Annotated in this window: 25 protein-coding genes and 1 other RNA gene; 16 read left to right on the top strand and 10 right to left on the bottom strand. The window is 69.1% G+C overall.

Annotated elements, in window-relative coordinates; all coding sequences use genetic code 11:
• The first annotated feature begins 99 nt into the window (after positions 1-99).
• Genes ACS5PN_RS08045 through ACS5PN_RS08035 form a run of 3 tightly spaced genes read left to right on the top strand, consistent with a single transcriptional unit; the run spans position 100 to position 1,871 of the window.
• Positions 100-471 (top strand): DUF4398 domain-containing protein, encoded by a 372-nt coding sequence (locus ACS5PN_RS08045; protein ID WP_439463404.1) that lies wholly within the window; start codon positions 100-102, stop codon positions 469-471.
• Positions 472-489: 18 nt separating this feature from the next.
• Positions 490-1,425, top strand: a complete 936-nt coding sequence (locus ACS5PN_RS08040) for an OmpA family protein (RefSeq protein ID WP_439463403.1) — start codon at positions 490-492, stop codon at positions 1,423-1,425.
• Between the two features lie 26 nt (positions 1,426-1,451).
• Complete coding sequence (locus ACS5PN_RS08035) at positions 1,452-1,871, top strand: hypothetical protein (RefSeq protein ID WP_439463402.1); 420 nt, start codon at positions 1,452-1,454, stop codon at positions 1,869-1,871.
• A gap of 2 nt (positions 1,872-1,873) precedes the next feature.
• Here the strand turns inward: ACS5PN_RS08035 and ACS5PN_RS08030 are convergent, their stop codons facing one another.
• The 4 genes from ACS5PN_RS08030 to ACS5PN_RS08015 form a co-directional block, all read right to left on the bottom strand.
• The gene (locus ACS5PN_RS08030) at positions 1,874-2,962 is read right to left on the bottom strand and encodes a Kelch repeat-containing protein (RefSeq protein WP_439463401.1); all 1,089 of its coding nucleotides are present in this window, start codon (positions 2,960-2,962) and stop codon (positions 1,874-1,876) included.
• 129 nt (positions 2,963-3,091) lie between these two features.
• Positions 3,092-5,179 (bottom strand): winged helix-turn-helix domain-containing protein, encoded by a 2,088-nt coding sequence (locus ACS5PN_RS08025; protein WP_439463400.1) that lies wholly within the window; start codon positions 5,177-5,179, stop codon positions 3,092-3,094.
• Positions 5,180-5,212: 33 nt separating this feature from the next.
• Positions 5,213-5,310, bottom strand: an RNA gene (ffs, locus tag ACS5PN_RS08020) — signal recognition particle sRNA small type.
• A 20-nt stretch (positions 5,311-5,330) separates the two neighbouring features.
• Positions 5,331-5,798 (bottom strand): DUF1348 family protein, encoded by a 468-nt coding sequence (locus tag ACS5PN_RS08015; RefSeq protein WP_439463399.1) that lies wholly within the window; start codon positions 5,796-5,798, stop codon positions 5,331-5,333.
• An 85-nt stretch (positions 5,799-5,883) separates the two neighbouring features.
• Between ACS5PN_RS08015 and ACS5PN_RS08010 the strand changes: the two genes are divergently transcribed.
• Positions 5,884-6,459, top strand: a complete 576-nt coding sequence (locus ACS5PN_RS08010) for a TetR/AcrR family transcriptional regulator (protein WP_439463398.1) — start codon at positions 5,884-5,886, stop codon at positions 6,457-6,459.
• Here the strand turns inward: ACS5PN_RS08010 and ACS5PN_RS08005 are convergent.
• Both ACS5PN_RS08005 and ACS5PN_RS08000 read right to left on the bottom strand, forming a co-directional pair.
• Positions 6,434-6,820 (bottom strand): SirB2 family protein, encoded by a 387-nt coding sequence (locus ACS5PN_RS08005; RefSeq protein ID WP_439463397.1) that lies wholly within the window; start codon positions 6,818-6,820, stop codon positions 6,434-6,436. The two genes, ACS5PN_RS08010 and ACS5PN_RS08005, sit on opposite strands and share 26 nt — an antisense overlap.
• 13 nt (positions 6,821-6,833) lie before the next feature.
• Positions 6,834-7,946: an AIR synthase-related protein gene (locus tag ACS5PN_RS08000; RefSeq protein ID WP_439463396.1), complete on the bottom strand. Its 1,113-nt coding sequence runs from the start codon at positions 7,944-7,946 to the stop codon at positions 6,834-6,836.
• A 64-nt stretch (positions 7,947-8,010) separates the two neighbouring features.
• On the opposite strand from ACS5PN_RS08000, the gene ACS5PN_RS07995 reads away from it, so the two are divergent.
• Genes ACS5PN_RS07995 through ACS5PN_RS07975 form a run of 5 tightly spaced genes read left to right on the top strand, consistent with a single transcriptional unit; the run spans position 8,011 to position 12,395 of the window.
• Positions 8,011-9,180 (top strand): hypothetical protein, encoded by a 1,170-nt coding sequence (locus ACS5PN_RS07995; protein WP_439463395.1) that lies wholly within the window; start codon positions 8,011-8,013, stop codon positions 9,178-9,180.
• A 41-nt stretch (positions 9,181-9,221) separates the two neighbouring features.
• Positions 9,222-11,066: a DNA polymerase III subunit gamma/tau gene (gene dnaX / locus ACS5PN_RS07990; protein ID WP_439463394.1), complete on the top strand. Its 1,845-nt coding sequence runs from the start codon at positions 9,222-9,224 to the stop codon at positions 11,064-11,066.
• Between the two features lie 14 nt (positions 11,067-11,080).
• Complete coding sequence (locus tag ACS5PN_RS07985) at positions 11,081-11,407, top strand: YbaB/EbfC family nucleoid-associated protein (RefSeq protein WP_439463393.1); 327 nt, start codon at positions 11,081-11,083, stop codon at positions 11,405-11,407.
• Positions 11,404-11,985, top strand: coding sequence for a recombination mediator RecR (gene recR / locus ACS5PN_RS07980; RefSeq protein WP_439463392.1), 582 nt, complete (start codon positions 11,404-11,406; stop codon positions 11,983-11,985). The genes ACS5PN_RS07985 and recR overlap by 4 nt, the downstream gene beginning before the upstream one ends.
• A 17-nt stretch (positions 11,986-12,002) precedes the next feature.
• Entirely contained in the window at positions 12,003-12,395 is a 393-nt protein-coding gene (locus tag ACS5PN_RS07975; protein ID WP_439463391.1) for an MAPEG family protein, read from the top strand.
• Between the two features lie 6 nt (positions 12,396-12,401).
• On the opposite strand, the gene ACS5PN_RS07970 is transcribed toward ACS5PN_RS07975, so the two are convergent.
• Positions 12,402-13,964, bottom strand: a complete 1,563-nt coding sequence (locus tag ACS5PN_RS07970) for a transglycosylase SLT domain-containing protein (protein WP_439463390.1) — start codon at positions 13,962-13,964, stop codon at positions 12,402-12,404.
• On the bottom strand, positions 13,961-14,761 hold the full coding sequence (gloB, locus tag ACS5PN_RS07965; protein WP_439463389.1) for a hydroxyacylglutathione hydrolase: 801 nt from the start codon (positions 14,759-14,761) through the stop codon (positions 13,961-13,963). The genes ACS5PN_RS07970 and gloB overlap by 4 nt, the downstream gene beginning before the upstream one ends.
• 25 nt (positions 14,762-14,786) lie before the next feature.
• Here gloB and ACS5PN_RS07960 point away from each other — a divergent pair, with 25 nt between their 5' ends.
• From ACS5PN_RS07960 to dcd, 5 genes are read left to right on the top strand one after another with little or no spacing between them, the layout of a single operon-like run.
• The gene (locus tag ACS5PN_RS07960; RefSeq protein WP_439463388.1) at positions 14,787-15,491 is read left to right on the top strand and encodes a class I SAM-dependent methyltransferase; all 705 of its coding nucleotides are present in this window, start codon (positions 14,787-14,789) and stop codon (positions 15,489-15,491) included.
• Positions 15,488-15,973 (top strand): ribonuclease HI, encoded by a 486-nt coding sequence (gene rnhA / locus ACS5PN_RS07955; RefSeq protein ID WP_439463387.1) that lies wholly within the window; start codon positions 15,488-15,490, stop codon positions 15,971-15,973. The genes ACS5PN_RS07960 and rnhA overlap by 4 nt, the downstream gene beginning before the upstream one ends.
• A gap of 31 nt (positions 15,974-16,004) precedes the next feature.
• The gene (locus ACS5PN_RS07950; RefSeq protein WP_439463386.1) at positions 16,005-18,020 is read left to right on the top strand and encodes an amidohydrolase family protein; all 2,016 of its coding nucleotides are present in this window, start codon (positions 16,005-16,007) and stop codon (positions 18,018-18,020) included.
• Complete coding sequence (locus tag ACS5PN_RS07945; protein ID WP_439463385.1) at positions 18,017-19,579, top strand: ABC transporter substrate-binding protein; 1,563 nt, start codon at positions 18,017-18,019, stop codon at positions 19,577-19,579. The genes ACS5PN_RS07950 and ACS5PN_RS07945 overlap by 4 nt, the downstream gene beginning before the upstream one ends.
• Before the next feature lie 12 nt (positions 19,580-19,591).
• Entirely contained in the window at positions 19,592-20,158 is a 567-nt protein-coding gene (gene dcd, locus ACS5PN_RS07940; protein ID WP_119045551.1) for a dCTP deaminase, read from the top strand.
• A gap of 3 nt (positions 20,159-20,161) precedes the next feature.
• On the opposite strand, the gene ACS5PN_RS07935 is transcribed toward dcd, so the two are convergent.
• Together ACS5PN_RS07935 and ACS5PN_RS07930 are read right to left on the bottom strand one after the other, a co-directional pair.
• On the bottom strand, positions 20,162-20,551 hold the full coding sequence (locus ACS5PN_RS07935; protein ID WP_439463384.1) for a nuclear transport factor 2 family protein: 390 nt from the start codon (positions 20,549-20,551) through the stop codon (positions 20,162-20,164).
• Between the two features lie 43 nt (positions 20,552-20,594).
• On the bottom strand, positions 20,595-21,080 hold the full coding sequence (locus ACS5PN_RS07930; protein ID WP_439463383.1) for an SRPBCC family protein: 486 nt from the start codon (positions 21,078-21,080) through the stop codon (positions 20,595-20,597).
• Between the two features lie 85 nt (positions 21,081-21,165).
• Between ACS5PN_RS07930 and ACS5PN_RS07925 the strand changes: the two genes are divergently transcribed.
• On the top strand, positions 21,166-21,570 hold the full coding sequence (locus ACS5PN_RS07925) for a cupin domain-containing protein (protein ID WP_439463382.1): 405 nt from the start codon (positions 21,166-21,168) through the stop codon (positions 21,568-21,570).
• 9 nt (positions 21,571-21,579) lie between these two features.
• Positions 21,580-22,293 (top strand): sigma-70 family RNA polymerase sigma factor, encoded by a 714-nt coding sequence (locus tag ACS5PN_RS07920; RefSeq protein WP_439463381.1) that lies wholly within the window; start codon positions 21,580-21,582, stop codon positions 22,291-22,293.
• Positions 22,294-22,304 lie beyond the last annotated feature (11 nt).

The following is a 22,304-nucleotide window of genomic DNA, read 5'->3' as shown; positions in this document are numbered from 1 at the left end:
AGCCGGTCATGGCGAATACTGAATTTGCATCCTGAAAGAACCCGAACCCGGCGGGGTGGCGATGCTGATCGCCGGGGTATGCAAATCACAGGAGTTCATATGAATCCCCATTCGATGATGAGTGCCCGAGCGGCTTTGTTGGCGGTGCTTGCTGCCACCGCTCTGGCTGGTTGCGCAACCTCGGGCGACGCCCCCAAGGAACAGATGGCGGTGGCCAATTCCGCGGTCGACCAAGCCACCGGCAATGCCGCCGAAGCGCCTGCCGAGCTGGCGACGGCCCGCGACAAACTGGCCCGCGCCAATGCCGCCATGGCCCGCAAGGACTATGTCGCGGCCCGCCATCTGGCCGACGAGGCCGCGGCCGACGCCGCCCTGGCTCAGGCCACCGCGCGCTCCTCGCGTTCCAGCCGCGCGCTGGCCGAAGTGAACGAAAGCATCCGCCAGCTGCAGGCGCAGCTGAACCGCTCCTGATTCATCGAAAGGACAGCCATGAAAACCATCGCCCAACTGACCGCCCTGGCCGCCGCCACCGCCCTGTTCGCCGGCTGCGCCAGCGCCCCCACCGTCACGCCAGGCCTGCGTGAAGCACGCAGCACCGTGCAAAGTGCCGAGGCCGATCCGGCCGTGCTGAAGTACGCCTCGCTGGACATCAAGAAGGCCTCCGACTCGCTGCGCCGCGCCGAAGAGCTGAGCGCCAAGCGTGAGGCACCGGCCGACATCGACTCGGCGGCCTACATCGCCTCGACCCAGGCACGCACCGCCATGGCCATCGGCCGCGCCGCGACGCAGGAAGAGGCCATCAAGGCTGCCGAGGCCGACCGTGAACGCGCCCGTGCCGACGCCAATGCCAACCGCGCCAACATGGCCCAGGCCCAGGCCGTCAACGCGCAGATCGCCGCGGCCAATGCCAGCGCCGACGCCAATGTCGCGCGCCAGCAGGCCGCTGCCGCCAATGCGGACGCCGCCAACGCCCAGGCCCAGGCCGCCAACGCCCAGGCCCAGGCGGCTGCGCTGGCCCAGGAGCTGGCCGATCTGCAGGCCAAGCAGACCGATCGCGGCATGCTGGTGACGCTGGGCGACGTGTTGTTCGAGTTCGGCCGCGCCGAGATCAAGCCGGCTGCGCAGAACTCCATCGGCAAGCTGGCCCACTACCTGAACCAGCACCCCGATCGCCGCATCCTCATTGAGGGCTTCACCGACAGCGTCGGCAGCGATTCCGCCAACCTGACGTTGTCGCAGCGCCGCTCGCAGGCCGTGGCCGAGGCGCTGCGTGCCCAGGGTGTGGACCCGACCCGCATCGCGACCCGCGGCTACGGTGAGGCCTACCCGGTGGCCAGCAACTCGAGCACGTCCGACCGCGCCATGAACCGTCGCGTCGAGGTCTATATCTCGAACGATAACCAGCCGGTCCGCGCCCGCGGCTGAGGCCGCTTCCCTGAAGGAGAAACGCCATGAACACCCGCCGATGTCACACCGCCGCCTGGCTGGCAGCCGTCCTGCTTGCCGTGGGCGGTGTCGCCCAGGCCGCTCCGAAGGCGCCCAGGAATACCGACCCTCTGCGCCTGCAGTACGAGCGTGAACGCGCCAACTGCATGACCGGCCAGACCAACCAGCCACGCGATGTCTGCCTGAAGGAGGCCGGTGCTGCCTATGCGCAGGCCCGCCAGGGCAAGCTGATCTCGCCGAGCGATCAGCCGGATCAGTGGGCTGCCAACGCTCTGAAGCGTTGCCAGGCCCAGCCCCCGGAAGACCGCGAGATGTGCGAACGCCGCGTGCGTGAAGGCACGGTGACCGGCAGCGCCGAGGCCGGTGGCCAGCTGACGACCTTGGTCGTCCGCTCCACCGACATCCCGAAGCAACCCGGCAGCTGACCTCAGTTCGCCGGTTGATAGCGGTAGAGGGCCCGCGATTCGGTCCCTACCGCGTCCGAGCTTCCGCTGAAGCCACCCATCACATAGATGGCATTGCCCACCGCCACGGCCCCGAGGCCGTGGGCGCGGTAGGGCATGGCGTCCAGCACCTGCCAGCTGTTGGTGGCCGGGTCGTAGCGCTCCACGGCGTTGCTGACCGTGCTGCCGGTGGCCGTGGTGGCTTCGCCGCCGAAGACATAGAGCTTGCCGTTCAGCACGGCCGCCGCAATGCTGCCGCGCGCCGTCGGCAGGCCGGCGGCCGTTTGCCACGCGTTGGTGACCGGGTTGTAGACCTCGTGCGCGGCCAGGCTCTGCTGGTCGTTGGCCCGGATGCCGGGCGAGCGGCCACCCACGACATGGATCTGCGCGCTGATGACGCCGGCTGCTGCGGCATTGCGTGCCGTGGGCATGGCGATGAGGGCATCGGCGCTCCAGGCGTTGGCGCCCGTGTCGAAGGCCGCGACGCTGGCCAGCGACGCGCTGGCCGCATTGCTCAGGTTCCAACCCCCCAGCAGATAGAGCTTGCCGTTCAGCGCCGCCGCGGCGCTGGCGAAGCGGCCTGCGGGGAGATTGGGGCCGAGCGTCCAGCTGTTGCTGGCCGGGTCGTAGACCTGCAGGGCCGTGCTGGCCTCGCCGCCCAGCGCATAGACCTTGCCGCCTGAGGCCAGCGCCTGCACGTTGTCGGTACCTCGCTGCAGGTTGGGGCCCGCGGCCCAGGTGTTGGCAGTGATGTAGTAGACGTAGACGTTGCGGCTGGTGTCGTAGCCGCCGGTGACGAAGAGCTTGCCGTTGACTTCGGCCACGCCGAATTTCGCGACGCCGGCCGGCAGATCGGCCAGGGCCGTCCAGCCGGCAGGGGCTGGCGCTGGCGCAGGGGTCGGTGCGGGTGCCGGGGCGGGTGCTGGGGCCGGTGTCGGCGCGGGGGCAGGGGCGGGAGCAGGCGCCGGAGCCGGGGTTAGAGCAGGTGCATCGCTGCCGCCGCCGCAGGCGGACAGGCTGGTCAGCAGCGTGAGCAAGGGCAGCAGCAAGGGCTTGGGAGGACGAGTGATCAAGGCGGTCTCCTGGTTGGCTTTGACGAGTCAGGCCATTAGGAAATCTCGCCTCAGGGCCGGGCAAGCGTTCGCCCTCCAATCGGCATCCAGCCGCGATCCAAAATAAATTACACCCGAAGAATCAAAGGCTTAGCGTGCCAGCATCAGGTCGGCATAGGCCAGGTCGGCCAGCTCCACGAAGACGCTGCGCCCGCCTTCGCCGAGGCTGAAGGCCGCCATTTCCGGAAAGCTGCCCAGCGGCTGGCGGGCCAGCACGCGGCGTTCGCCGCTGCGCCAGGGCGTCAGCTCGAAGCGCTCGGCGTCGGAGCGCGTCAGGGCCAGCAGGCCGTCGGGGTGCAGAGCCCAGTCGACCAGGCCGGCGCCTTCAGCCGCCACGTCCAGGCGTTCGACCGCGCCGCTGGCCGGCGTCAGCGCCAGCAGATGCGAGGCCGCCGCCGGCTGGTAGTAGACGCGCCGGCCATCGCTGGCGACGCGGCTGGCTTCGGCCGGCGCGGGCGCTCCGGCCAAGGCTTGGGCGTTGCTGCCGTCGGCCGCGAAGCGCCAGACCTGCCAGGCCCCGCCGCGGTTGCTGCTGACCCAGATCTGCGTGCCGTCCCAGGTCGGTGGTCCGTACAGGAAGCCATCGGCCGCCAGCGCGCGTGGAGTGCCGCCGGGGCTGTCCAGCAGGCACAGGCCCGAGCGTTGCTGCTCGCCGCAGTGGCCGAGGAAGGCCAGCCGGCGGCCGTCGGCCGACCAGGCCGGCGCCGTGGCCCGCCCCGGCAGGCTGGTGAGGCCCTGGGCCTGGCCGCCGTCCAGCCGCGCCGTCCAGATCTGCGGCAGGCCGGAGCGCCTTGAGCTGAAGGCCAGCAGGCGCTGGGTCGCATTGAAGTCGGGCTGGCGGTCCGAGGCCACCGAGCCGATGAGGCGGCGCGGGGCCGCGTTGCTGCCATCCAAGCCCACCTCGCCGATGCTGACATGGCCGCGCATCAGCGCATAGACGAGCTGGCCGTCGCGGGCCAGCGCCGGTGCGCTGCCTTCCAGGCCCAGCGGCACGGCCCGCGCCTGGCGGCGGTCCCAGCGCATCAGCATGCGGGCGTCGTGCTGGGTGGTGGCGTAGATCAGGTCCTGGCCATCGGCGGCATAGGTGATGCCGTGCAGATAGTGCAGCTTCTCGTGGCTGAGCTGGGTGAGTTTGCCGCTGGCGATATCCAGCTCGAACAGGTCGCGCGTGCCACCCGTGGCGTCGCTGCGGGCAAACGCCAGCCGCGCGCCGTCGGGCGACCAGGCGGGCTGGTGGTCGGGCAGGGCCTGGGGCGGATTGCGCGTGAGGCGCTGGGCCGGTCCGCCATTCGGAGCGATGAGGAACAGACCCGCTTGGCCGCCCCCGTCGCCGGTGAAGGCGATGCGGTCGCCGCGCGGCGACCACGCCACCAGCGGCGTGAACAGCGGGTGGCAGGGTGCCAGCAGGCGCTTCTGGTTCTGCCGCAGGTCGTAGATCCACAGCTGGCATTGCTCGGGTGTGCGTCGCGCCGCGTAGACGATGGCGTTGCCGTCCGGCGCCCAGGACAGACCGACGACATCGCCCACCGCGCCGCCGATGGCCTGGGGCGCGGCGTGCAGGTCGGCCGTGGCCCGCAGATAGAGGTCCGCACCGCCCTGGCCCTGCCACCAGCCAAAGGCGAGCTGGCGGCCATCGGGCGACAGGGCGCCGAGGAATTCGTGGCCGGCGTACTGGGTCAGCGGCGTGATGGTCCAGCGGGCGGGCGTAGGCGCCGTCGCGTCGTCGCGATGTTGGAGCCAGAAAACCGCCGCCGCGAACAGCAGGACCAGCGCCATGATGGCAACGAAGGGCCAACGCCGCCTGTCATCGGGCGCAGGCGGCGCAGTGGTGTCGAGCAGCCGGACCGGCGCGATGAGGCGGTAGCCCTTCTTGGGAATGGTCTCGAGATAGGTCGGAGACTCGCTGTCGTCCCCCAGGGCCTGGCGGATGGACCAGACGGCGTTGTTGATGGCCTGCGGCGCGACGTATTCGTTGCCGTCCCAGATCAACTGGACGATGTCTTCGCGCGGCACCGTCTGGCCGGCGCGTTCGGCCAGCAGCAGCAGCAGGGCCATGGCCTTGAAGCGCAGGGGCCGCGTCTCGCCGTCGCGCAGCAGCCGGTTGCCGGCGGCGTCCACCGTCCAATCGCCGACCTGGAAGGGCTGCGCAGAGAGGGAGGGGGCGTCAGCCGGCGTCATGGGCGGCGTCGGTCTTCAGACGAGGAGGGGAGGGGTGACGAGCCTTACCCCCGGCACTGGTTGCAACGCTTAGGGCTGCTTGGTTCCCCACCTGACCCGGTTGGGCGCGCTTCCATGCGGGGAGGCCCGTCGAGGAGCATTGTAATCGGGCTCAGCAGCCCAGCTCCGAAAGCCCCGGGTGGTCGTCCGGCCGGCGGCCCAGGGGCCAGAAGAATTTGCGATCGGCGGCGGCGATGGGCAGGTCGTTGATGCTGGCGAAGCGGCGCTGCATGAAGCCGGCGTCGTTGAACTCCCAGTTCTCGTTGCCGTAGGAGCGGAACCACTGGCCGGAATCGTCGTGCCACTCGTAGGCGAAGCGCACGGCGATGCGATGGCCGTCGTGAGCCCACAGCTCCTTGATGAGCCGGTAGTCGAGTTCCCGGGCCCATTTGCGGGCGAGGAATTCCCTCACCTGCTCGCGGCCCACGGGGAATTCGGCGCGGTTGCGCCAGCGCGTGTCTTCGGTATAGACCTGGGCGACGCGTGCCGGGTCGCGGGAATTCCAGGCGTCTTCCGCCAGGCGGACCTTGTGGATGGCGGACTCGGGGGTGAACGGGGGCAGGGGCGGCTTGGTGTCCATGATGGCGTGCAAAAGTGGTGACGTAGACAGATCTGTCTACTCGCAAGTCTAGGGCATGTAGACAGGTCGGTCTACACTGCTGTGCATGCTCGATGTTCCCGCCTCGTCCGATGCCGCGCCGCGTGAGCGCATCCTGGCTGCCGCCTATGGCCTGTTCTACCGCGACGGCATCCGCGCCACCGGCATCGACCGCGTGATCGCCGAGGCTGGCGTCACCAAGGTCACCTTTTATCGCCAGTTCCCCAGCAAGGACGACCTCATCGAGGCCTTTCTCGAGCGCCGCCATGGGCTCTGGATGGGCTGGTTCGGCGACGCGCTGGCACGCCATGGCGGCACGGCCCTGGCCATCGTGCCGGCCTTGCGGGAATGGTTCAGCAGCGCCGACTACCGCGGCTGTGCCTTCATCAACAGCGTGGGAGAGGTCGGGCCCGTGCATGCCGGCGTGGTGGACGCGGCGCGCGCCCACAAGCAGGACATGGCCGATGCGATCGCCCGGGTTTTGCCGCCCGGCCGGGGGCGCGGTGCACGCGCCGCTGCCATCGCTTTGGCGGTGGATGGCGCCATCGTGCAGGCGCAGCTGCTCGGCGATGCCGAGGCCGCGCTGTCAGCCTTGTCGCTGTTGCTGAAGGCGGTGCTCAGCCCGGCAGGAACTGCCGGTTGATGGACAGGTCCATGGCCAAGGCCAGCAGGGCAAGGGCCGTCAGATAGCCCAGCAGGTGCAGGCGGGCCTGGCTCATGGCCCAGTGGCCGCAGATCATGTAGCCCACCAGCGCGATGAGCTTGACGCCCAGCCACCAGTCCCGCACCAGGCCATAGCCGATGGAACCCCACAGGCTCAGGCCGGTGACGACGAGGCAGGCGTTGACGCCAAACACCAGCACCAGCAGGCGGGCGTCTTTCGCGAAAGCTTGCACTTGAGCCGTGCCGAACTGCACCAGCAGCCCTCGTATGAAGAACAAGCCCACACTGCACCAAGCCAGCAGCACATGCCACTGGATCATCTGGGTGTAATACCAGCTCATGGGCGAGGCGCGTTCAGCGCAAAGCCAAGTCGTCTTCGCTGAAGCGGATGTTCAAGGGCTCGATCAGCAACTGCTTCTCGCCCGCCTCGACGGTGCCGGCCACCCAGGCCGCGATGCCGCAATCGCGCGCCACCTGGGCCGTGCGCTCGGCGTCATCGGCCTTGACGAAGATGGCGAAGCCGGCGCCCATGTTCAGCGTCGAATAGGCCTCGCGGTCGTCCTGGCCGGCCTGCTGCTGGATGAAGTCCAGCACCGCCGTCTTGGGCGGCACGGTGTGGATGCGGTAGGTCAGCTGGCTGGGGTGGCGCAGCAGCTTGCGCCAGCCGTGGCCGGTGATGTTGGCGCAGTAGTGGGGCGCGATGCCGGCCTTCCACAGCGCCTCGGTCACGGGCGAATACAGGGCGGTCGGGGCCAGCAGGGCTTCGCCGTAGCTCAGGCCCGGCTCGATCTCGGTCAGATAGCCCTGGGGCAGGCGCTCGGCCAGCTTGCGCGCCAGGCTCAAGCCGTTGGCGTGGATGCCGCTGGAAGCCAGCAGCACGATGGCGTCGCCGGCGCCGAGCTTGTCGCCGACCGACAGGCGTTCCTTGGGATTGATGAGGCCGGTGCAGGAGGCGGCCAGGTCGATGCGGCCGTCCTCGACGATGCCGGCCAGAGCGGGCGTTTCGCCGCCGCCCCAGGCAACCTGGCAGGTGTCACAGGCGGCCTTCCAGCCGGCCACCAGGGCCTGGGCGCGCTGGGCGTCGCCGAACCAGTCGCTGCCGCCGGCGGCCCAGTAGGCCTGCACGACCAGGGGCGTGGCGCCGACGGTGATCAGGTCGTTGACCGCCATCGCGATGGTGTCCTGGGCGATGCCGGCGAAGAAGCTCTTGCCCGTCAGCTTGGCCATTTCGTCGGCGACCAGGGTCTTGGTGCCCAGGCATTCGACGATGGAGGCGATATAGAACGGCCCCACGTCGACGACATAGGCCGATTCGCCCCGCGAGGCCTTGACCTCGCTGAAGCCGTGGCCGGCGAGGTGGGAAGCGGTGGCCGCGGCGGCGCGCTGGGCCGTGATCTTCAGCGGGTCGATCAGGTCGTAGTTGACGCCGGCCTGGTCGTAGGTGAGGGGAGCTGCGGGGGAGGTCATCCGGCAATTATCGGTGGGCCTTTCACTCGATACCATCCGCGGCCTGTCTGAGGGAGAAAACGACATGCCCAGTCTGATCATCGCCAAGGGAGAGCTCTGGCTGCACGCCGAGGGCGCCGCGCCGCTGCAGATCACGTCGGCCTTCGCGCGCGAGGTCATCGAGCGCGACGAGCGCAGCCGGCGCAGTTCGTCATGGAAGCACGCGCCGCGGGAGCAGCAGACCGGCGTCATCCCCAGCCATTCGCTGTGGGGCAGCCAGAACGGTGGCATCACGGCACCGCCGCGCTTCCTGCACGCCTGCTTCGGCCCCGACCGCGACACCGTCTACTACGTGCTGCGCGTCGGCGAGGCCGTCGGCCTGTTCCGGCTGCATGTGCAGGAGCAGCGCGAGGTGCGCCTCTTCCACAAGTCCAAGATCGACATCCGCGGCCTGGCCTATCACGCCGGGCAGAAGCACCTCATCCTGGGCGTCGGCCACGAAGACGGCACGGCCCAGATCGAGGTCTATGACGAGGAAGGCACGCTGAAGGGGGCGGTCACCGGCGGCGACAGCATCGACGCGGCGCCCTCGGTGGTGCCCGGCGCCGCCTCGGCCCTGCTGTTCCAGAGCAGCGGCGTGGCCCGCCACCCCGACCGCGGCTTCGTCAGGGCCGTCGGCCACTCGACGCTGTGCCGGCTGGACTACCGCAGCGGCAACATGGAAGTGGTGGCCGATGATGCCCGCTACGACTTCCTGGCGCCGCGTGTCGACGCCACCGGCGCGATCTATGCCATCCGCCGCCCCATCGAGAAGCCGCCCGGCGAGCGCGCCGGCAACGCGCTGATGGACACGCTGCTCTTCCCGGTGCGCCTGCTGAAGGCCATTTTTGGCTACCTCAACGTGTTCTCCATGATTTACGGCAAGGAGCCGCTGCGCTCCGCCGGCGGGCCGCGCACGCCCGAGCTGGACCAGGACCTGGGCAAGATCTGGCTGCAGGGTCGCCTCATCGATCTGCAGCGCGTGCGCGACGACCCGCAGTACGCCGGCAAGCTGGTGCCGGCCTCCTGGGAGCTGGTGCGCCGCCAGGGCCGGGGTGACTGGGAAGTGCTGGCCCGGCATGTGCTGAGCTTCGACCTGGGTACCGACGGCACGGTGGCCTACAGCAACGGCAACGAGGTGCTGGTGCAGCGTGGTGACGCCGCGCCGACCCGTCTGGCCCAGCATGAACTGATCGAGTCGGTGGCCGTCGGCTGAGCTTCCCGGGCCATTGCCCAGACCCTCCCTAAAATCACCCCATGAGTTATCAGGTCCTGGCCCGCAAATACCGGCCGCAGAGTTTCGAGCAGCTGGTCGGGCAGGAGCATGTCGTGCAGGCTCTCGCCAATGCCCTGACCCAGGGGCGGCTGCACCATGCCTATCTGTTCACCGGCACCCGCGGCGTCGGCAAGACGACGGTCTCGCGCATCCTGGCCAAGAGCCTGAACTGCACCGGGCCGGACGGCACGGGCGGCATCACGGCCCAGCCCTGCGGCGTCTGCCCGGCCTGCCGGGACATCGATTCGGGCCGCTTCGTCGACTATGTGGAGCTGGACGCGGCGTCCAACCGCGGCGTCGAGGAAATCTCCCAGCTGCTGGACCAGGCCGTCTACAAGCCGGTCGTCGGGCGCTTCAAGGTCTACATGATCGACGAAGTGCACATGCTGTCCAACACCGCCTTCAACGCGATGCTGAAGACGCTGGAGGAGCCGCCCGACTACCTGAAGTTCGTGCTGGCCACGACCGACCCGCAGAAGGTGCCGGTCACCGTGCTGTCGCGCTGCCTGCAGTTCAATCTGCGCCCCATGGCCGCGGCGGACGTGCAGATGCACCTGACCAATGTGCTGGGCGCCGAGAGCGTGCCGGCCGAGCCGGGCGCGCTGCGCCTGCTGTCGCGGGCCGCGCGGGGCTCCATGCGCGATGCGCTGTCGCTGACCGACCAGGCCATCGCATTCGGTGCGGGTTCGCTGTCCGAAGCCGGCGTGCGCCAGATGCTGGGCAGCGTGGACCGCGGCCATGTGGTGGCCATCGTCGACGCGCTGGCCGCTGCGAGTGGTGAAGCGGTTGTCGCCCAGGCCGATGCGCTGCGCGGTGCCGGCCTGTCGGCCGCCGGCACGTTGGAGGATCTGGCCACGCTGTTCCAGCAGATGGCCCTGGCCCAAGCCGCGCCTGCAGCCCTGGACGACGCCGACGCCGAAACCGCCGAGATCCGCCGCCTGGCCGCCGCCCTGCCGGCCGACGAAATCCAGCTGATGTACAGCATGGCCCTGCACGGCCGCGCCGAGCTGCACCTGGCGCCCGACGAATACGCCGGCCTGTTGATGGTGCTGCTGCGCATGCTGGCCTTCCGCCCGGCCGGCACCCAGCCCAAGGCCGTCAAGGCCGCAGCCCTGGTGAGGCCGCCGGCGGTGGCCAAGGCCGTGGTTGCCGTGCCCCTGCCCAAGGTGGCGCCACCCGCTCCCGTGGTTGCGCCCGTCGCGGCGCCCCGGACCGTGGCCGTCGCGCCGGTGGTGGCCGAGCCGCCGGCCGCGCCCAAGCTCAGCGATCGCCTGCGCCCCAAGCCCGTCGAGGCCCAGGCTGAAGACGAAGCCATGGACCTGGACGGTGCGCCGCCGGACGACGCACCGCCGCCGTGGATGGAAGCGGACGATGCACCCGCATCCGCACCAGCGGCCACCCGCGAGCCCGAAGCACCGCGCCGTGCCGAACTGCGCGAGACGCCCGAAGGCGCGCAATGGGCCGAACGCATCGCGACGGTCAATCTCCTGGGCATGACGGGCGAACTGGCCCGCCAGGCCCAGGCGCTGGGTTGCACGACCATCGACGGCCGTGAAGTCTGGAAGCTGCGTGTCGAGCGCGAGTCGCTGCGGGCGCCGGCCCTGGTCAGCAAGCTTGAAGCGGCGCTCAATGCCAGGCTGGACATCGAGGCCGGCGTGGCCGAAGACTCCATTGCCCTGCGCACGGTCGCCCGTGCCGAAGCCGAACAGCGCGCGGCCGAGGACCTGGCCGCCCAGCATCCGATGACGCGGACGCTGCTTTCCCAATTCCCGTCGGCACGCATCCTGCCGGGCTCCGTGCAGCCCGTGCTGACGCCCACTCCCTAGACAAGGACAGCATCATGATGAAAAACCAACTCGCCGGCTTGATGAAGCAAGCCCAGGCGATGCAGGACAACCTGAAGAAGGCGCAGGACGAACTCGCCAACATCGAGGTCGAGGGCCAGAGCGGCGCCGGCCTCGTCAAGGTCGTCATGACCTGCAAGAACGAAGTCCGCCGCGTGACCATCGACCCCAGCCTGCTGGCCGATGACAAGGACATGCTGGAAGACCTCGTCGCCGCGGCCTTCAACGACGCGGTGCGCCGCGCCGAAGCGACCAGCGCCGAGAAGATGGGCAAGCTGACGCAAGGCATGCCTCTCCCGCCCGGGATGAAATTCCCGTTTTGACCGCTCTTGACGCGCTCATCGAGGCGCTCAAGCGCCTGCCCGGCGTGGGCCAGAAATCGGCCCAGCGCATGGCCTACCACCTGCTGCAGCATGACCGGCTGGCCATGCCACGCCTGGCCGATGCACTGACGGCCGCCGGCGAGCGCATCAAGCATTGCGAGCGCTGCCACACCTTCAGCGAAACGCCGATCTGCAGCGTCTGCGCCGACGGCGAGCGTGACACGCGCCTGCTCTGCGTCGTCGAGACGCCGGCCGACCAGGCGGCGCTGGAACGCACCGCGTCCTACCGCGGCTACTACTTCGTGCTGCTCGGCCGGCTGAGCCCGCTCGACGGTGTCGGCACACGCCAGATCGGCGCCGCCGAACTGCTGGCACGAGCGGGCGAGAACGGCGTCGAGGAGGTCATCCTCGCCACCAGCTTCACCGCCGAAGGCGAGGCCACGGCCCATGTGCTGGCCGAGGCCCTGCGCGCGCGGGGCATCAAGTCGACACGGCTGGCGCGCGGCGTACCCGTGGGCAGCGAATTGGAATACGTGGACCTGGGCACCATTGCCCACGCGCTGTCCGACCGACGATAAGAAGAGGAGACGTCGCCATGACCATCGCCCAGATCTGCCTGCTGATCGCCTGCCTGCTGCCCATCGGCTGTGCCGGGCTGGCCAAGTCCAAGGGCTTCGGCAAGCGCCGCCGCGACGGCGGCTTCGACAACAACCAGCCGCGGGAGTGGCTGGCCCGGCTGGAGGGCTGGCAGGCGCGTGCGAATGCGGCCCAGGCCAACAGCTGGGAGGCGCTGCCGATCTTCGTGGCGGGCCTGTTCGTGGCGCATCAGCACCAGGCCACGCAGGCCACGGTGGACCTGCTGGCGATGGGCTTCATCGCCACCCGGCTGGTCTTCATCGCCCTCTACGTGGCCGACAAGGCCTCGCTGCGCTCCCTGATGTGGGTCGCAGGCCTGGCGGCCTGCGTCGCGCTCTTCGTCGTCCGCTGACCTGAGTCAGGGCGTGGCCGCGGCCACCACATTGCGGCCCTTGCCACCCTTGGCCTTGGGCTGAGGCTTGGCCGTCGCCACCTTCAGCGCCGGCTTGGCAGGCGTCGCGGCCTTGGCCACGGCCGGCGCGGCGGGCGTGTAGACGACGATGGCCTGGCCCGGCTTGAAGCGGGCATTGGCGGCCACCTTGTTCCACTGGGCCACCTGCTCGCTCCTGACCTTGTAGCGGGCGGCGATGAGGGCCACGGTGTCGGCCTTGCCGGCCTTCAGGCTGACGCGGCGCAGCGGCGGTGCATCCGGCGCGAGGTTGAGGCTGGCGTTGTCGGCCAGGCGCTCGGACACGTCGGTCACGATGTGTTCGCCGCGCGGCACCAGCAGCGTGGAGCCGGCCTTGACCAGCATCTTGGGCGGGATCTTGTTGATGTCACGCAGCAGGGCTTCGCTGGTGCCGGCGCGCTTGGCGGCCTCGGCCGGCGTCATGGTCTTGGGCACGACCCAGGCCGTCCAGCTCGCCATGGGGCCGCTGTGGCGGGCCAGGTTCTCGGCGAAGGCGCTGGCCTGGTCATAGGGCAGCAGCACCTGCGGCGTGGCCGCGGCCAGGATGACCGGCTTGTTCATCTGCGGGTTGAACTGCTGGAAGGTCTCCAGCGAGATGCCGGCCAGCTGGGCGGCCAGGGCGACGTCGATGTCGCGCTCGATCTTGACGCTCAGGAAATAGGGGTGGTTGGCCACCACCGGCAGGGCCAGCGCGTAGCGGTCCGGCGCGAAGACGATGTTCTTCACGGCCTGCAGCTTGGGCACGTAGTAGCGCGTCTCGTCGGGGATCTTCAGGCTGGCGTAGTCGGTCGGCAGGCCCAGCTTCTGGTTGCGCGCCACGGCCTTCTGCACATTGCCCGGGCCCCAGTTGTAGGCGGCCAGGGCCAGATGCCAGTCGCCGAACATCTTGTAGAGGCGGCCGAGGTAGTCGAGGGCGGCGCGCGTGGAGGCCAGCACGTCGCGGCGGTCGTCGCGGAAGATGTTCTGCTTCAGGTCGAAGTCGCGGCCGGTGGCGGGCATGAACTGCCACATGCCGGTGGCCTTGGCCGTGGACACGGCGTGGGTCACGAAGGCGCTTTCGACGAAGGGCAGCAGGGCCAGCTCGGCCGGCATGTTGCGCTTCTCGACCTCCTCCATGATGTGGAAGAGGTAGCGGCTGCCGCGCGTCGTCATGCGCTCGACGTAGTCGGGGCGGGCGCTGTACCAGGCCTCGGCCTTGCGCACCCAGTCGTCGTCCAGGTCCTGCAGCTGGAAGCCCTTGCGCACGCGGGCCCAGAGGTCGGCGTTCACCTCGGGCGAATCGAGGTCGATCTTCTCGCCGGGGCGCAGGTTGTCTTCCAGCAGTTCGGCCGCCATGGCACGCACCGGCACGGCGGGCGCAGCGGGTTCAGTCGTGGCGCTCGCGACGGCCGCGGCGGCGGGTGGGGACAGGGGGGTGTCGGTCGCGGGCGCTTCCGCGGTCGGGGTGGTGGTGGCGCAGGCAGCCAGCAGGGCGGCCAGCAAGATCGGGGAAAGGCGGTGGATCAGGGTCATCGGAATCCGTTCTTCCATTCGCGCAGGGTCGCGAACACATCGACCGGGCTGGGCGCGGCCGGGAGTTTCAGGGGCGCGTGGCGGCGGGCGGCCTCACGCAGAGCGGGTTCAGTACAGCGCAGGAAAGGGTTGATGCGGACCTCGGTGCCGATGCGGCCCGGCAGCGTGGGCCGGCCTGCACGGCGTTCTTCCTCGCACCAGGCGGTATAGGCCGCCAGGGCCGTGTTGGCGGGGTCCACTTCATGCGCGAAGCGCAGATTGGACAAGGTGTATTCATGGGCGCAGCAGACTCGCGTCTCGGGCGGCAGGGCCGCCAGGGACTGCAGCGAGGCATGCATCTGCGCCGGCGTGCCTTCGAACAGGCGGCCGCACCCACCGCTGAACAGGGTGTCGCCGCAGAACAGCAGCGGATCAGCGCCCGGTACTTCAGCGGCAAAGTAGGCGATGTGACCCGCCGTGTGGCCGGGCACGTCCATGACGGCGAACTTCAGGCCGAGCAGCTCGACCGTGTCGCCGCCGTGCACGCGCTGCACCGGCTCGGGCATCTTCTCGTGGGCGGGGGCGTAGATGGGGCCTGCCAAGCGCTCGCGCAGCGCATGGACACCGCCGACGTGATCGCCGTGGTGATGGGTCAATAGAATGCCCGCCAGCGTCAGGCCCCGGGCGTCGAGCGCTGCCGCCACCGGGGCGGCGTCACCGGGATCGACGACGACAGCCTCGCGGCCGTTGTCCAGCAGCCAGAGGTAGTTGTCGTCAAAAGCAGGAATCGGCGTCAGCGTCAAAGGCGCATCACCCATGACAGATAAAGCGCCGAGTATAGATTTGGCAGCCTGGCTGCAGACCCCGCCGGGCCAACATCTGCTGGCCTGGGAGCAGGCCCAGGTCGATGCGGCCGTGATCGATTTGTTCGGATTTCATGCCTTACAACTCGGCCTGCCCGAACTCGACGGTCTGTTGACCAACCGCATGCCGCACCGCTGGCTGGCCGGCCGCGACCTGCTGTGCGACTTCGACGCTCTGCCTTTCGAGAGCGCCAGCCTGGACCTGGTGCTGTTGCCGCATGCGCTGGAACTGGCCTGCGACGCCCATGCGCTGCTGCGCGAGGTCGAGCGCGTGCTGCGGCCCGAGGGGCGGCTCATCGTGTTTGGCCTGAACCCGGCCAGTCTCTGGGGCCTGCGCCAGAACCTGGGCCGCCTCAAGCGCCGCGGCGAGCCCTATCTGCCGCGCGATGGGGAGTTCATCGGCTACTGGCGGCTGCGCGACTGGCTCAAACTGCTGTCCTTCGACGTCGAGGCGGCGCGCTTCGGCATCTACCGGCCGCCGCTGCGTTCCGAGGCTTGGCTGCACCGCTGGCGCTGGATCGACAACGTCGGTTCGCGCTGGTGGCCGGTGCTGGGCGCCGTCTATTTCATCCAGGCGGTCAAGCGCGTGCAGGGCATGCGCATGATCGGCCTGTCCAAGAACAAGCGACTGGCCGCCAACAAGGCGCCGGCCGTCGCGCTGAACAACCATCACAAAAAAGAATGACCGAAGAAGCCAGCAAGCCTGCCGTCGCCATCAAGCGCCCGCAGGTCACCATCTACACCGACGGCGCCTGCAAGGGCAACCCCGGCCCCGGCGGCTGGGGCGCCTGGCTGAGCAGCGGCGGGCACGACAAGGAGCTCTTCGGCGGCGAGCGCGAGACCACCAACAACCGCATGGAGCTGACGGCGCCCATCGAGGCCCTGGCGTCCCTCAAGCGCAGCTGCGACGTCGTCGTCTACCTGGACAGCGAATACGTGCGCAAGGGCATCACCGAATGGATCACCAACTGGCAGCGCCGCGGCTGGAAGACGGCCGACGGCAAGCCGGTCAAGAACGCCGATTTGTGGATGCGCCTGGACGCACTGCGCAAGCTGCACACGGTGGACTGGCGCTGGGTCAAGGGCCATGCCGGCGACCCCGGCAACGAGCGCGCCGACATGCTGGCCAACAAGGGTGTCGCTTCCTTGTCCAAGGCGCGTCAGTAAAGTGCGCGCCACCTGAAGAGGAAACGTGCCCATGAAGCTCCTGCCCCCGTTGATCGCGCTGCTGCTCGCCGCTGGCTCCGTGCAGGCCCAGGCCCAGACCTACACGGTGATGTGCGCCAAGGTGAGCTGCGGGCATCTCTTGGTCAACGAGACGGCGACGCGGCTGGAGACCGACCACAGCTACCGCAACAACGGCCGTGGCCCCGACCAGAAGGAGGTCATCGAATTCGGCACCGACGGCGCCTGGCTGGGCTACCGCACGGAGGGTGTGTCCACCTACGGCGCACGCATCGACGAAACCTTCGAGCTGAAGGACGGCCGCGCCACCTGGCGCTCGCCCGTGGACAGTGGCGACAAGCCCGGCGTGGGCCGCGATCTCGTCTACCTGCCCGTGCAGGCCACGCCGGCCTGGTCGGGCCGCATCGCCCGCACCCTGCTGCAGCGCCCCGGCCAGCGCGCGGCGGCCCTGCCGGTGGGGCAGGTCAGCATCGAACGCGTGCAGACGCTCAGGCCCGCCGGTGCCAGCTTCGATGTCGGCCTCTACGCCATCAACGGCTTCGACCTCGACCCCTACTACCTCTGGCTGCGCGAAGACAACCGGGCCCTGTTCGCCAAGGTGGACCCGGGCTGGGGCGGCACCCTGCTGCAGGGCTTCGAGGGCGAGATGGACCGCCTGTCCGATGCGCAGAAGGCGGCCCAGATCACGCGCTTGCAAAAGCTCGCCACCGAGCTGCCCAAGCCTTTGCCGGGCCTGACCGTCATCGAGAACGTGCGCTGGTTCGACTCCCAGGCCGCCAAGCTGCGTGGTCCTTCCGACGTCTATCTGTTCGAAGGCCGCATCTCGGCCATCGCCAAGCCAGGCAGCCTGACGAGCGCGGCACCTGCCCAGCGCATCAGCGGCAAGGGCCGCACCCTGCTGCCCGGCTTCATCGACATGCACGCCCATCTCGATGCCAGTGCATTGATGCTGAACCTGGCCACGGGCGTGACTGCCGTGCGCGACGTCGGCAACAGCAACGAGGAGCTGGCCGAGCTGCGCGGCCGCATCGAGCGCGGCGAAGTGCTGGGCCCGCGCATCGCGGCCAATGGCTTCATCGAGGGCAAGAGCCCGTTCTCGTCGCAGGCCGATTTCGTGCCCGACAACCTGCCCGACGCGCTGGCCGCCATCGACTGGTACGCCGCCCGCGGCTACCGCCAGCTCAAGCTCTACAACTCCATCCGCCCCGAATGGGTCAAGCCCATGGTGGCCCATGCGCGCGAACTCGGCCTGCGCACCGGCGGCCATGTGCCGGCCTTCATGACGGCGCGCCAGGCCGTCGAGGCGGGCTACGACGAGCTGCACCACATCAACCAGGTCACGCTGAACTTCCTCGTCGGCAAGGGCGACGACACGCGCACCCTGCTGCGTTTCAACCTGGTGGGCGACAAGGCTGCCGACCTGAAGCTCAACGACGCCCGCACCCAGGACTTCATCGCGCTGCTGAAGAAGAAGGGCACCGTCGTCGACGCGACCATGACGGCCTTCGAAGCCACCTACACCCAGCGCCAGGGCCAGCCCAGCCCCAGCTACGCGATGGTGGCAGCCAACCTGCCGGCCGTGGTGCAGCGCGGCTATCTGTCCGCCGAGGTCGACCTGGACGATGCCAAGGCCAAGCGCTGGGGCGCCAGCTGGAAGGTCATGATGGACCTGCTGCGCCGCATGCACAAAGCCGGCATCCCGCTGGTGGCCGGCACCGATGCGACGCCGGGCTTCGCCTTCCAGCGCGAGCTGGAGCTCTATGTGCAGGCCGGCATCCCGGCCGCCCAGGCGCTGAAGATCGCGACCTGGAACGGCGCCAGGTACAGCGACCGCCTGAGTGAGATCGGCAGCATCGAGCGCGGCAAGCGGGCCGACCTGGTGCTGGTCGACGGCGACCCGGTGGCCGACATCCGCGCCATCCGCCGCACGGCCCTGGTCATCAAGGGCGGCCAGGCTTTGTCGCCTTCTGCGCTGTACCAGAGCATGGGCATCCTGCCCTTCGTGCCCTCGGCGGAGATCGTCAAGTGAAGCGTCTTGCCGCCTTGCTGCTGGCCCTGCCGCTGCTGGCACAGGCCGACACCACGCTGCGCTTCTGCGCCGCCGGCAGCCCCAAGACCTTCGACCCGGCGATGACCGACAGCGGCATCGACCATGTCACCCACCTGCCCATCTTCGGCAACCTGGTCGAGGTCAAGCGTGGCGGCGACCAGTACATCCCCGGCCTGGCGACAAGCTGGAGCCTGAGCCCCGACGGCCTGGCCTACACCTTCGAGCTGCGCCGCGGCGTGACTTGGCAGTCGAGCGAAGCCTTCAAGCCGACGCGCGAGTTCAACGCCGACGACGTGATGTTCACCTTCGGCCGCCTGCTCAACCGCGACAGCGCGTTCGCCAAGGCCCTGCCGGGTGTGTCGCCCTATGTGGCGTCCTTCGGCTGGGAGAAGCTGATCCAGAAGGTCGAGAAGCTCGGCGACTACCAGGTGCGCATCACGCTGGCCGAGCGTGACGCGAGCTTCGTGCATGCGCTGACGCTGGCCTTCGCGGCCATCGAATCCGCCGAACTGGGCGCCCAGCTGCTGAAGGCCGGCACGCCCCAGCGCCTGGCGCAATTGCCCATCGGCACCGGGCCTTTCCAGCTCAAGAGCTTCCGTGCGGACGCCGTCATCCGCTATGTGAAGCATCCCGGCTGGTGGCGCAAGGACGAGAAGCCGCGCGCCGACCAGCTCGTCTTCGCCATCACGCCCGACGCCACCGTGCGCGCCCAGCGCCTCAAGCGCGACGAGTGCGACATTGCCGCGCCCGTCGGCCCGGCAGAGCAGGCCGAGCTGGGCAAGAACCCAGGCATGAAGTTCGCCACCGCGCCCGGCATGAATGTGGGCGTGCTGGCCTACAACACCAAGCGTCCAGCGCTTTCGAAGCTGGAGGTGCGCCAGGCCCTGGACATGGCCATCGACCGCGCGGCCATCGTGCGCACCGTCTACGGTGACGCCGGCCAGCTGGCCACCACCATCGTGCCGGTGGCCAACTGGGCCCACGATGCGAGCCTCAAGGCCGCGCCCCACGATCCCGCCAAGGCGCGCGAGCTGCTGCAGAAGGCCGGCGTGCTGCCGCTGAACATCACGCTCTGGGCCATGCCCGTCACGCGTGTCTACAACCCCAACGGCCAGCTGATGGCCCAGATGATCCAGGCCGACTGGGCCAAGGTCGGCGTCACGGCGCGCATCGTCACCTACGAGTGGGGCGAGTACCTGCGCCGCATCGATGCGGGCGAGCATGATGCGGCCTTGAGTGGCTGGAACGGCGACCCCGAGCCCGCCGGCACCATGGGCCAGCTGGCCTGCGGCGCCGCCAGCGGCACCGGCGGCTGGTGCAGCCCGGCCTATGACAAGCTGCTGGCCGAGGCCCGCCAGGCCCTGAAGCAGGAAGACCGCAAGGCCCTCTACGCCAAGGCCCAGCGCCTGGTGCTGGAGCAGCTGCCCTGGACCCCCATGGCCTATGGCCGCCCGGCCGTGCCGCAGCGCGCCGCGGTCAAGGGCTTCGTCCTGGACCTGGACGGCAGCATGTATTTCGACGGGGTTCTCCCCCGATAAGAGGACAACAAGATGAGCATCAAGAGCGACAAATGGATCCGCCGCATGTGCGAGCAGCACGGCATGATCGAACCCTTCGAGCCCGGCCAGGTGCGTGAGCAGGACGGCCGCAAGATCGTCAGCTACGGCACCAGCAGCTATGGCTACGACATCCGCTGCGCGCCCGAGTTCAAGGTCTTCACCAACATCCACAGCACCGTGGTGGACCCCAAGAACTTCGACGAGAACAGCTTTGTCGACGTCAACAAGGACGTCTGCATCATCCCGCCCAACAGCTTCGCGCTGGCGCGCACGATGGAGTACTTCCGCATCCCGCGCAATGTGCTGACGGTCTGCCTGGGCAAGAGCACCTATGCCCGCTGCGGCATCATCGTCAACGTGACGCCCTTCGAGCCCGAGTGGGAAGGCTATGTGACGCTGGAGTTCAGCAACACCACGCCGCTGCCCGCCAAGATCTACGCCGGTGAAGGCTGCGCCCAGGTGCTGTTCTTCGAGAGCGACGAGGTCTGCGAGGTCAGCTACAAGGACCGCGGCGGGAAGTACCAGGGGCAGGTGGGGGTGACGCTGCCGAAGGCTTGAGCGTTACGGCGGATCGCCGTTGGAAGCGTGGATGTGGGCGATTTTCCAATCGCCGCCGCTGTACTGGAAGACCAGGCTGCGCCGTCCGATGGAGCCGTCGCCGCGCAGGAACTCAAAGGTGACGAGGGCGGCTTCCTCGCCCATGGCGGTGGAGTGGACGTTCTGCGGCCGGATCTGGGGTCCGGTCGGCGCCTCGTGTTCGAAGACGGCGCGGAAATGGGCTTCGACGGCCGGCTTGCCCTGGATGAGGCCCGTCTGGGCCGCCACGGGCGCGAATAGGCTGACATGGTCGGCCATGCAGGCGCAAAAGCGCTCGAAATCCAGCTCATTGAAGGCGTCCAGGAAGGCGTCCAGGTTGGCCTCGACGGCTGACGGCACAGTGCTGGGATTCATGTCCGGTGGGAGCTCAAACGGGCTAGGCCATGCTGCCTGAGGCTCACGCGCCCGCCAAGCCCAGATACTGTTGCAGGCCGAGGCGCCCCGCCCGCATCACCCTTTTGTGATTCCACCTGAACAGCGGCGCCAGCAGCGGCGCCGTCCAGCGCAGGATGCCCGGCGGCAGGCTGACGCGCCAGACGAAGGTGACGTCGGTGTGGCCGCCCGCCTCGGGCAGGGCCTGGTGCAGCAGCCAGATGCCTTCGCCGGCCAGCGTGCCGCCCGCCCGGGCGCGCAGGCGCTCCTCGCGGAGTACTTCGGTGACTTCCAGCACCAGATGCAGCTTGTACCCCAGGCCGGTGCGGAAGGTGAGTTGCTGCTGGCGGCCGACGCCTTGCGCGTCGCCGTCGGTCAGGCGTTTCACGCCGACGACGCCTGGCCACCACAGCGGCCAGTGCTCGGTCTGGGTGATGGCCTGCCAGACGCGGGGAACCGGCGCATCCAGGCGCCAGTGGCTGACCAGGTCAAAAAAAGCGATTTGAGACATGCAAAGGGGATACGCCGCACTACCCAGGGTAGATGCCGAGGTTTACGCTGCATCCGAAAATCTTCACGCCGCGTAACAGCTTGTCATGACCACCTCTGCCACCCCCGCCCAGGCCCGCGCGATACGCCGGCGTCTGCTCGAGCGGGTTGCCGATACCGACGACAGCCACCTGACCGTGCCCGCGGGCGCGGCCGGATGGCAGCCTTTTGGCGACGGTGTGCAGATCAAGGTCTTGCATGAGAACGACGGCATTCTGAGCTATCTGCTCAAGCTGGCGCCCGGCGCCCGGCTCGAAGCCCACCGCCACCCGCTGGACGAGGAATGCCTGGTGTTGGAGGGTGTGCTCAAGGTCGGCAGCCAGGTCGAGGTCGGCCCCGGGGGCTATCACCTGGCCCGCGCCGGCAGCCTGCACGCCGGCATCAGCACCGAGACCGGCGCCACCATCTTTCTGCGCGGCGCCGAGCCGCATGTGGACCAGCTTCTGGTCTGAGGAGACGACATGACCCTTCCTCACCCGACCGAAGCCGCCGACGAGCCGCCCAACCCGGCGCTGTTGTTCGACGACGTCGATTCGCATGACGCCGAGCTGGAGGACCCTTGCATCGCGGAAGCGGTCGCGGCCAAGCCCGGTTGCCCGACGCTGGACGACGCCCAGCTCGCCGCCTGGATCGACGCCATCGTCGACCACGACGAGCGCGCGCTGCTGGCGCTGTACGAGGCGACGCTGTCACGCGTCTACGGCCTGGTGCTGCGCCTGGTGCGCCGGCCCCAGCTGGCCGAGGAAGTCGCCGAGGAGGTGTTCTTCCAGGTCTGGCGCCAGGCGCCGCGCTTTGACGCCGAGCGTGGCCGGCCGTTGACCTGGCTGCTGGGGATGGCACGCTCGCGCGCCATCGACGCCATCCGCCGCGAGGCGCGCTTCCAGCATGAGGAGTTGGACGAAGAATGCGTGCCGCTGGCGTCGCCTGCCGCCGAATCGGGCGACGAGCTGCTGGCCGTGGCCCAGGGCCATGCCGAGTTGCACCGCGCTCTGCTGCTGCTCAAGCCGCAGCCGCGCCAGCTCGTTGCGCTGGCCTTCTTCAATGGCCTGTCGCACGAGGAGATCGCCAGCCAGACCCGCCTGCCGCTGGGCACGGTCAAATCGCAGATCCGCCGCGCGCTGATCACGCTGCGTGAAACCCTGGGCGACACTGGCGCCCATGCGCTGCCGGCTTGAAGGGGGACGAC

Source organism: Roseateles sp. NT4 (genome assembly GCF_051857475.1).
In the GTDB taxonomy this organism is placed as follows: domain Bacteria; phylum Pseudomonadota; class Gammaproteobacteria; order Burkholderiales; family Burkholderiaceae_C; genus Pelomonas.
Note: the sequence above shows the minus strand (reverse complement) of the source record. Positions and strands in the feature narration are given on the sequence as shown.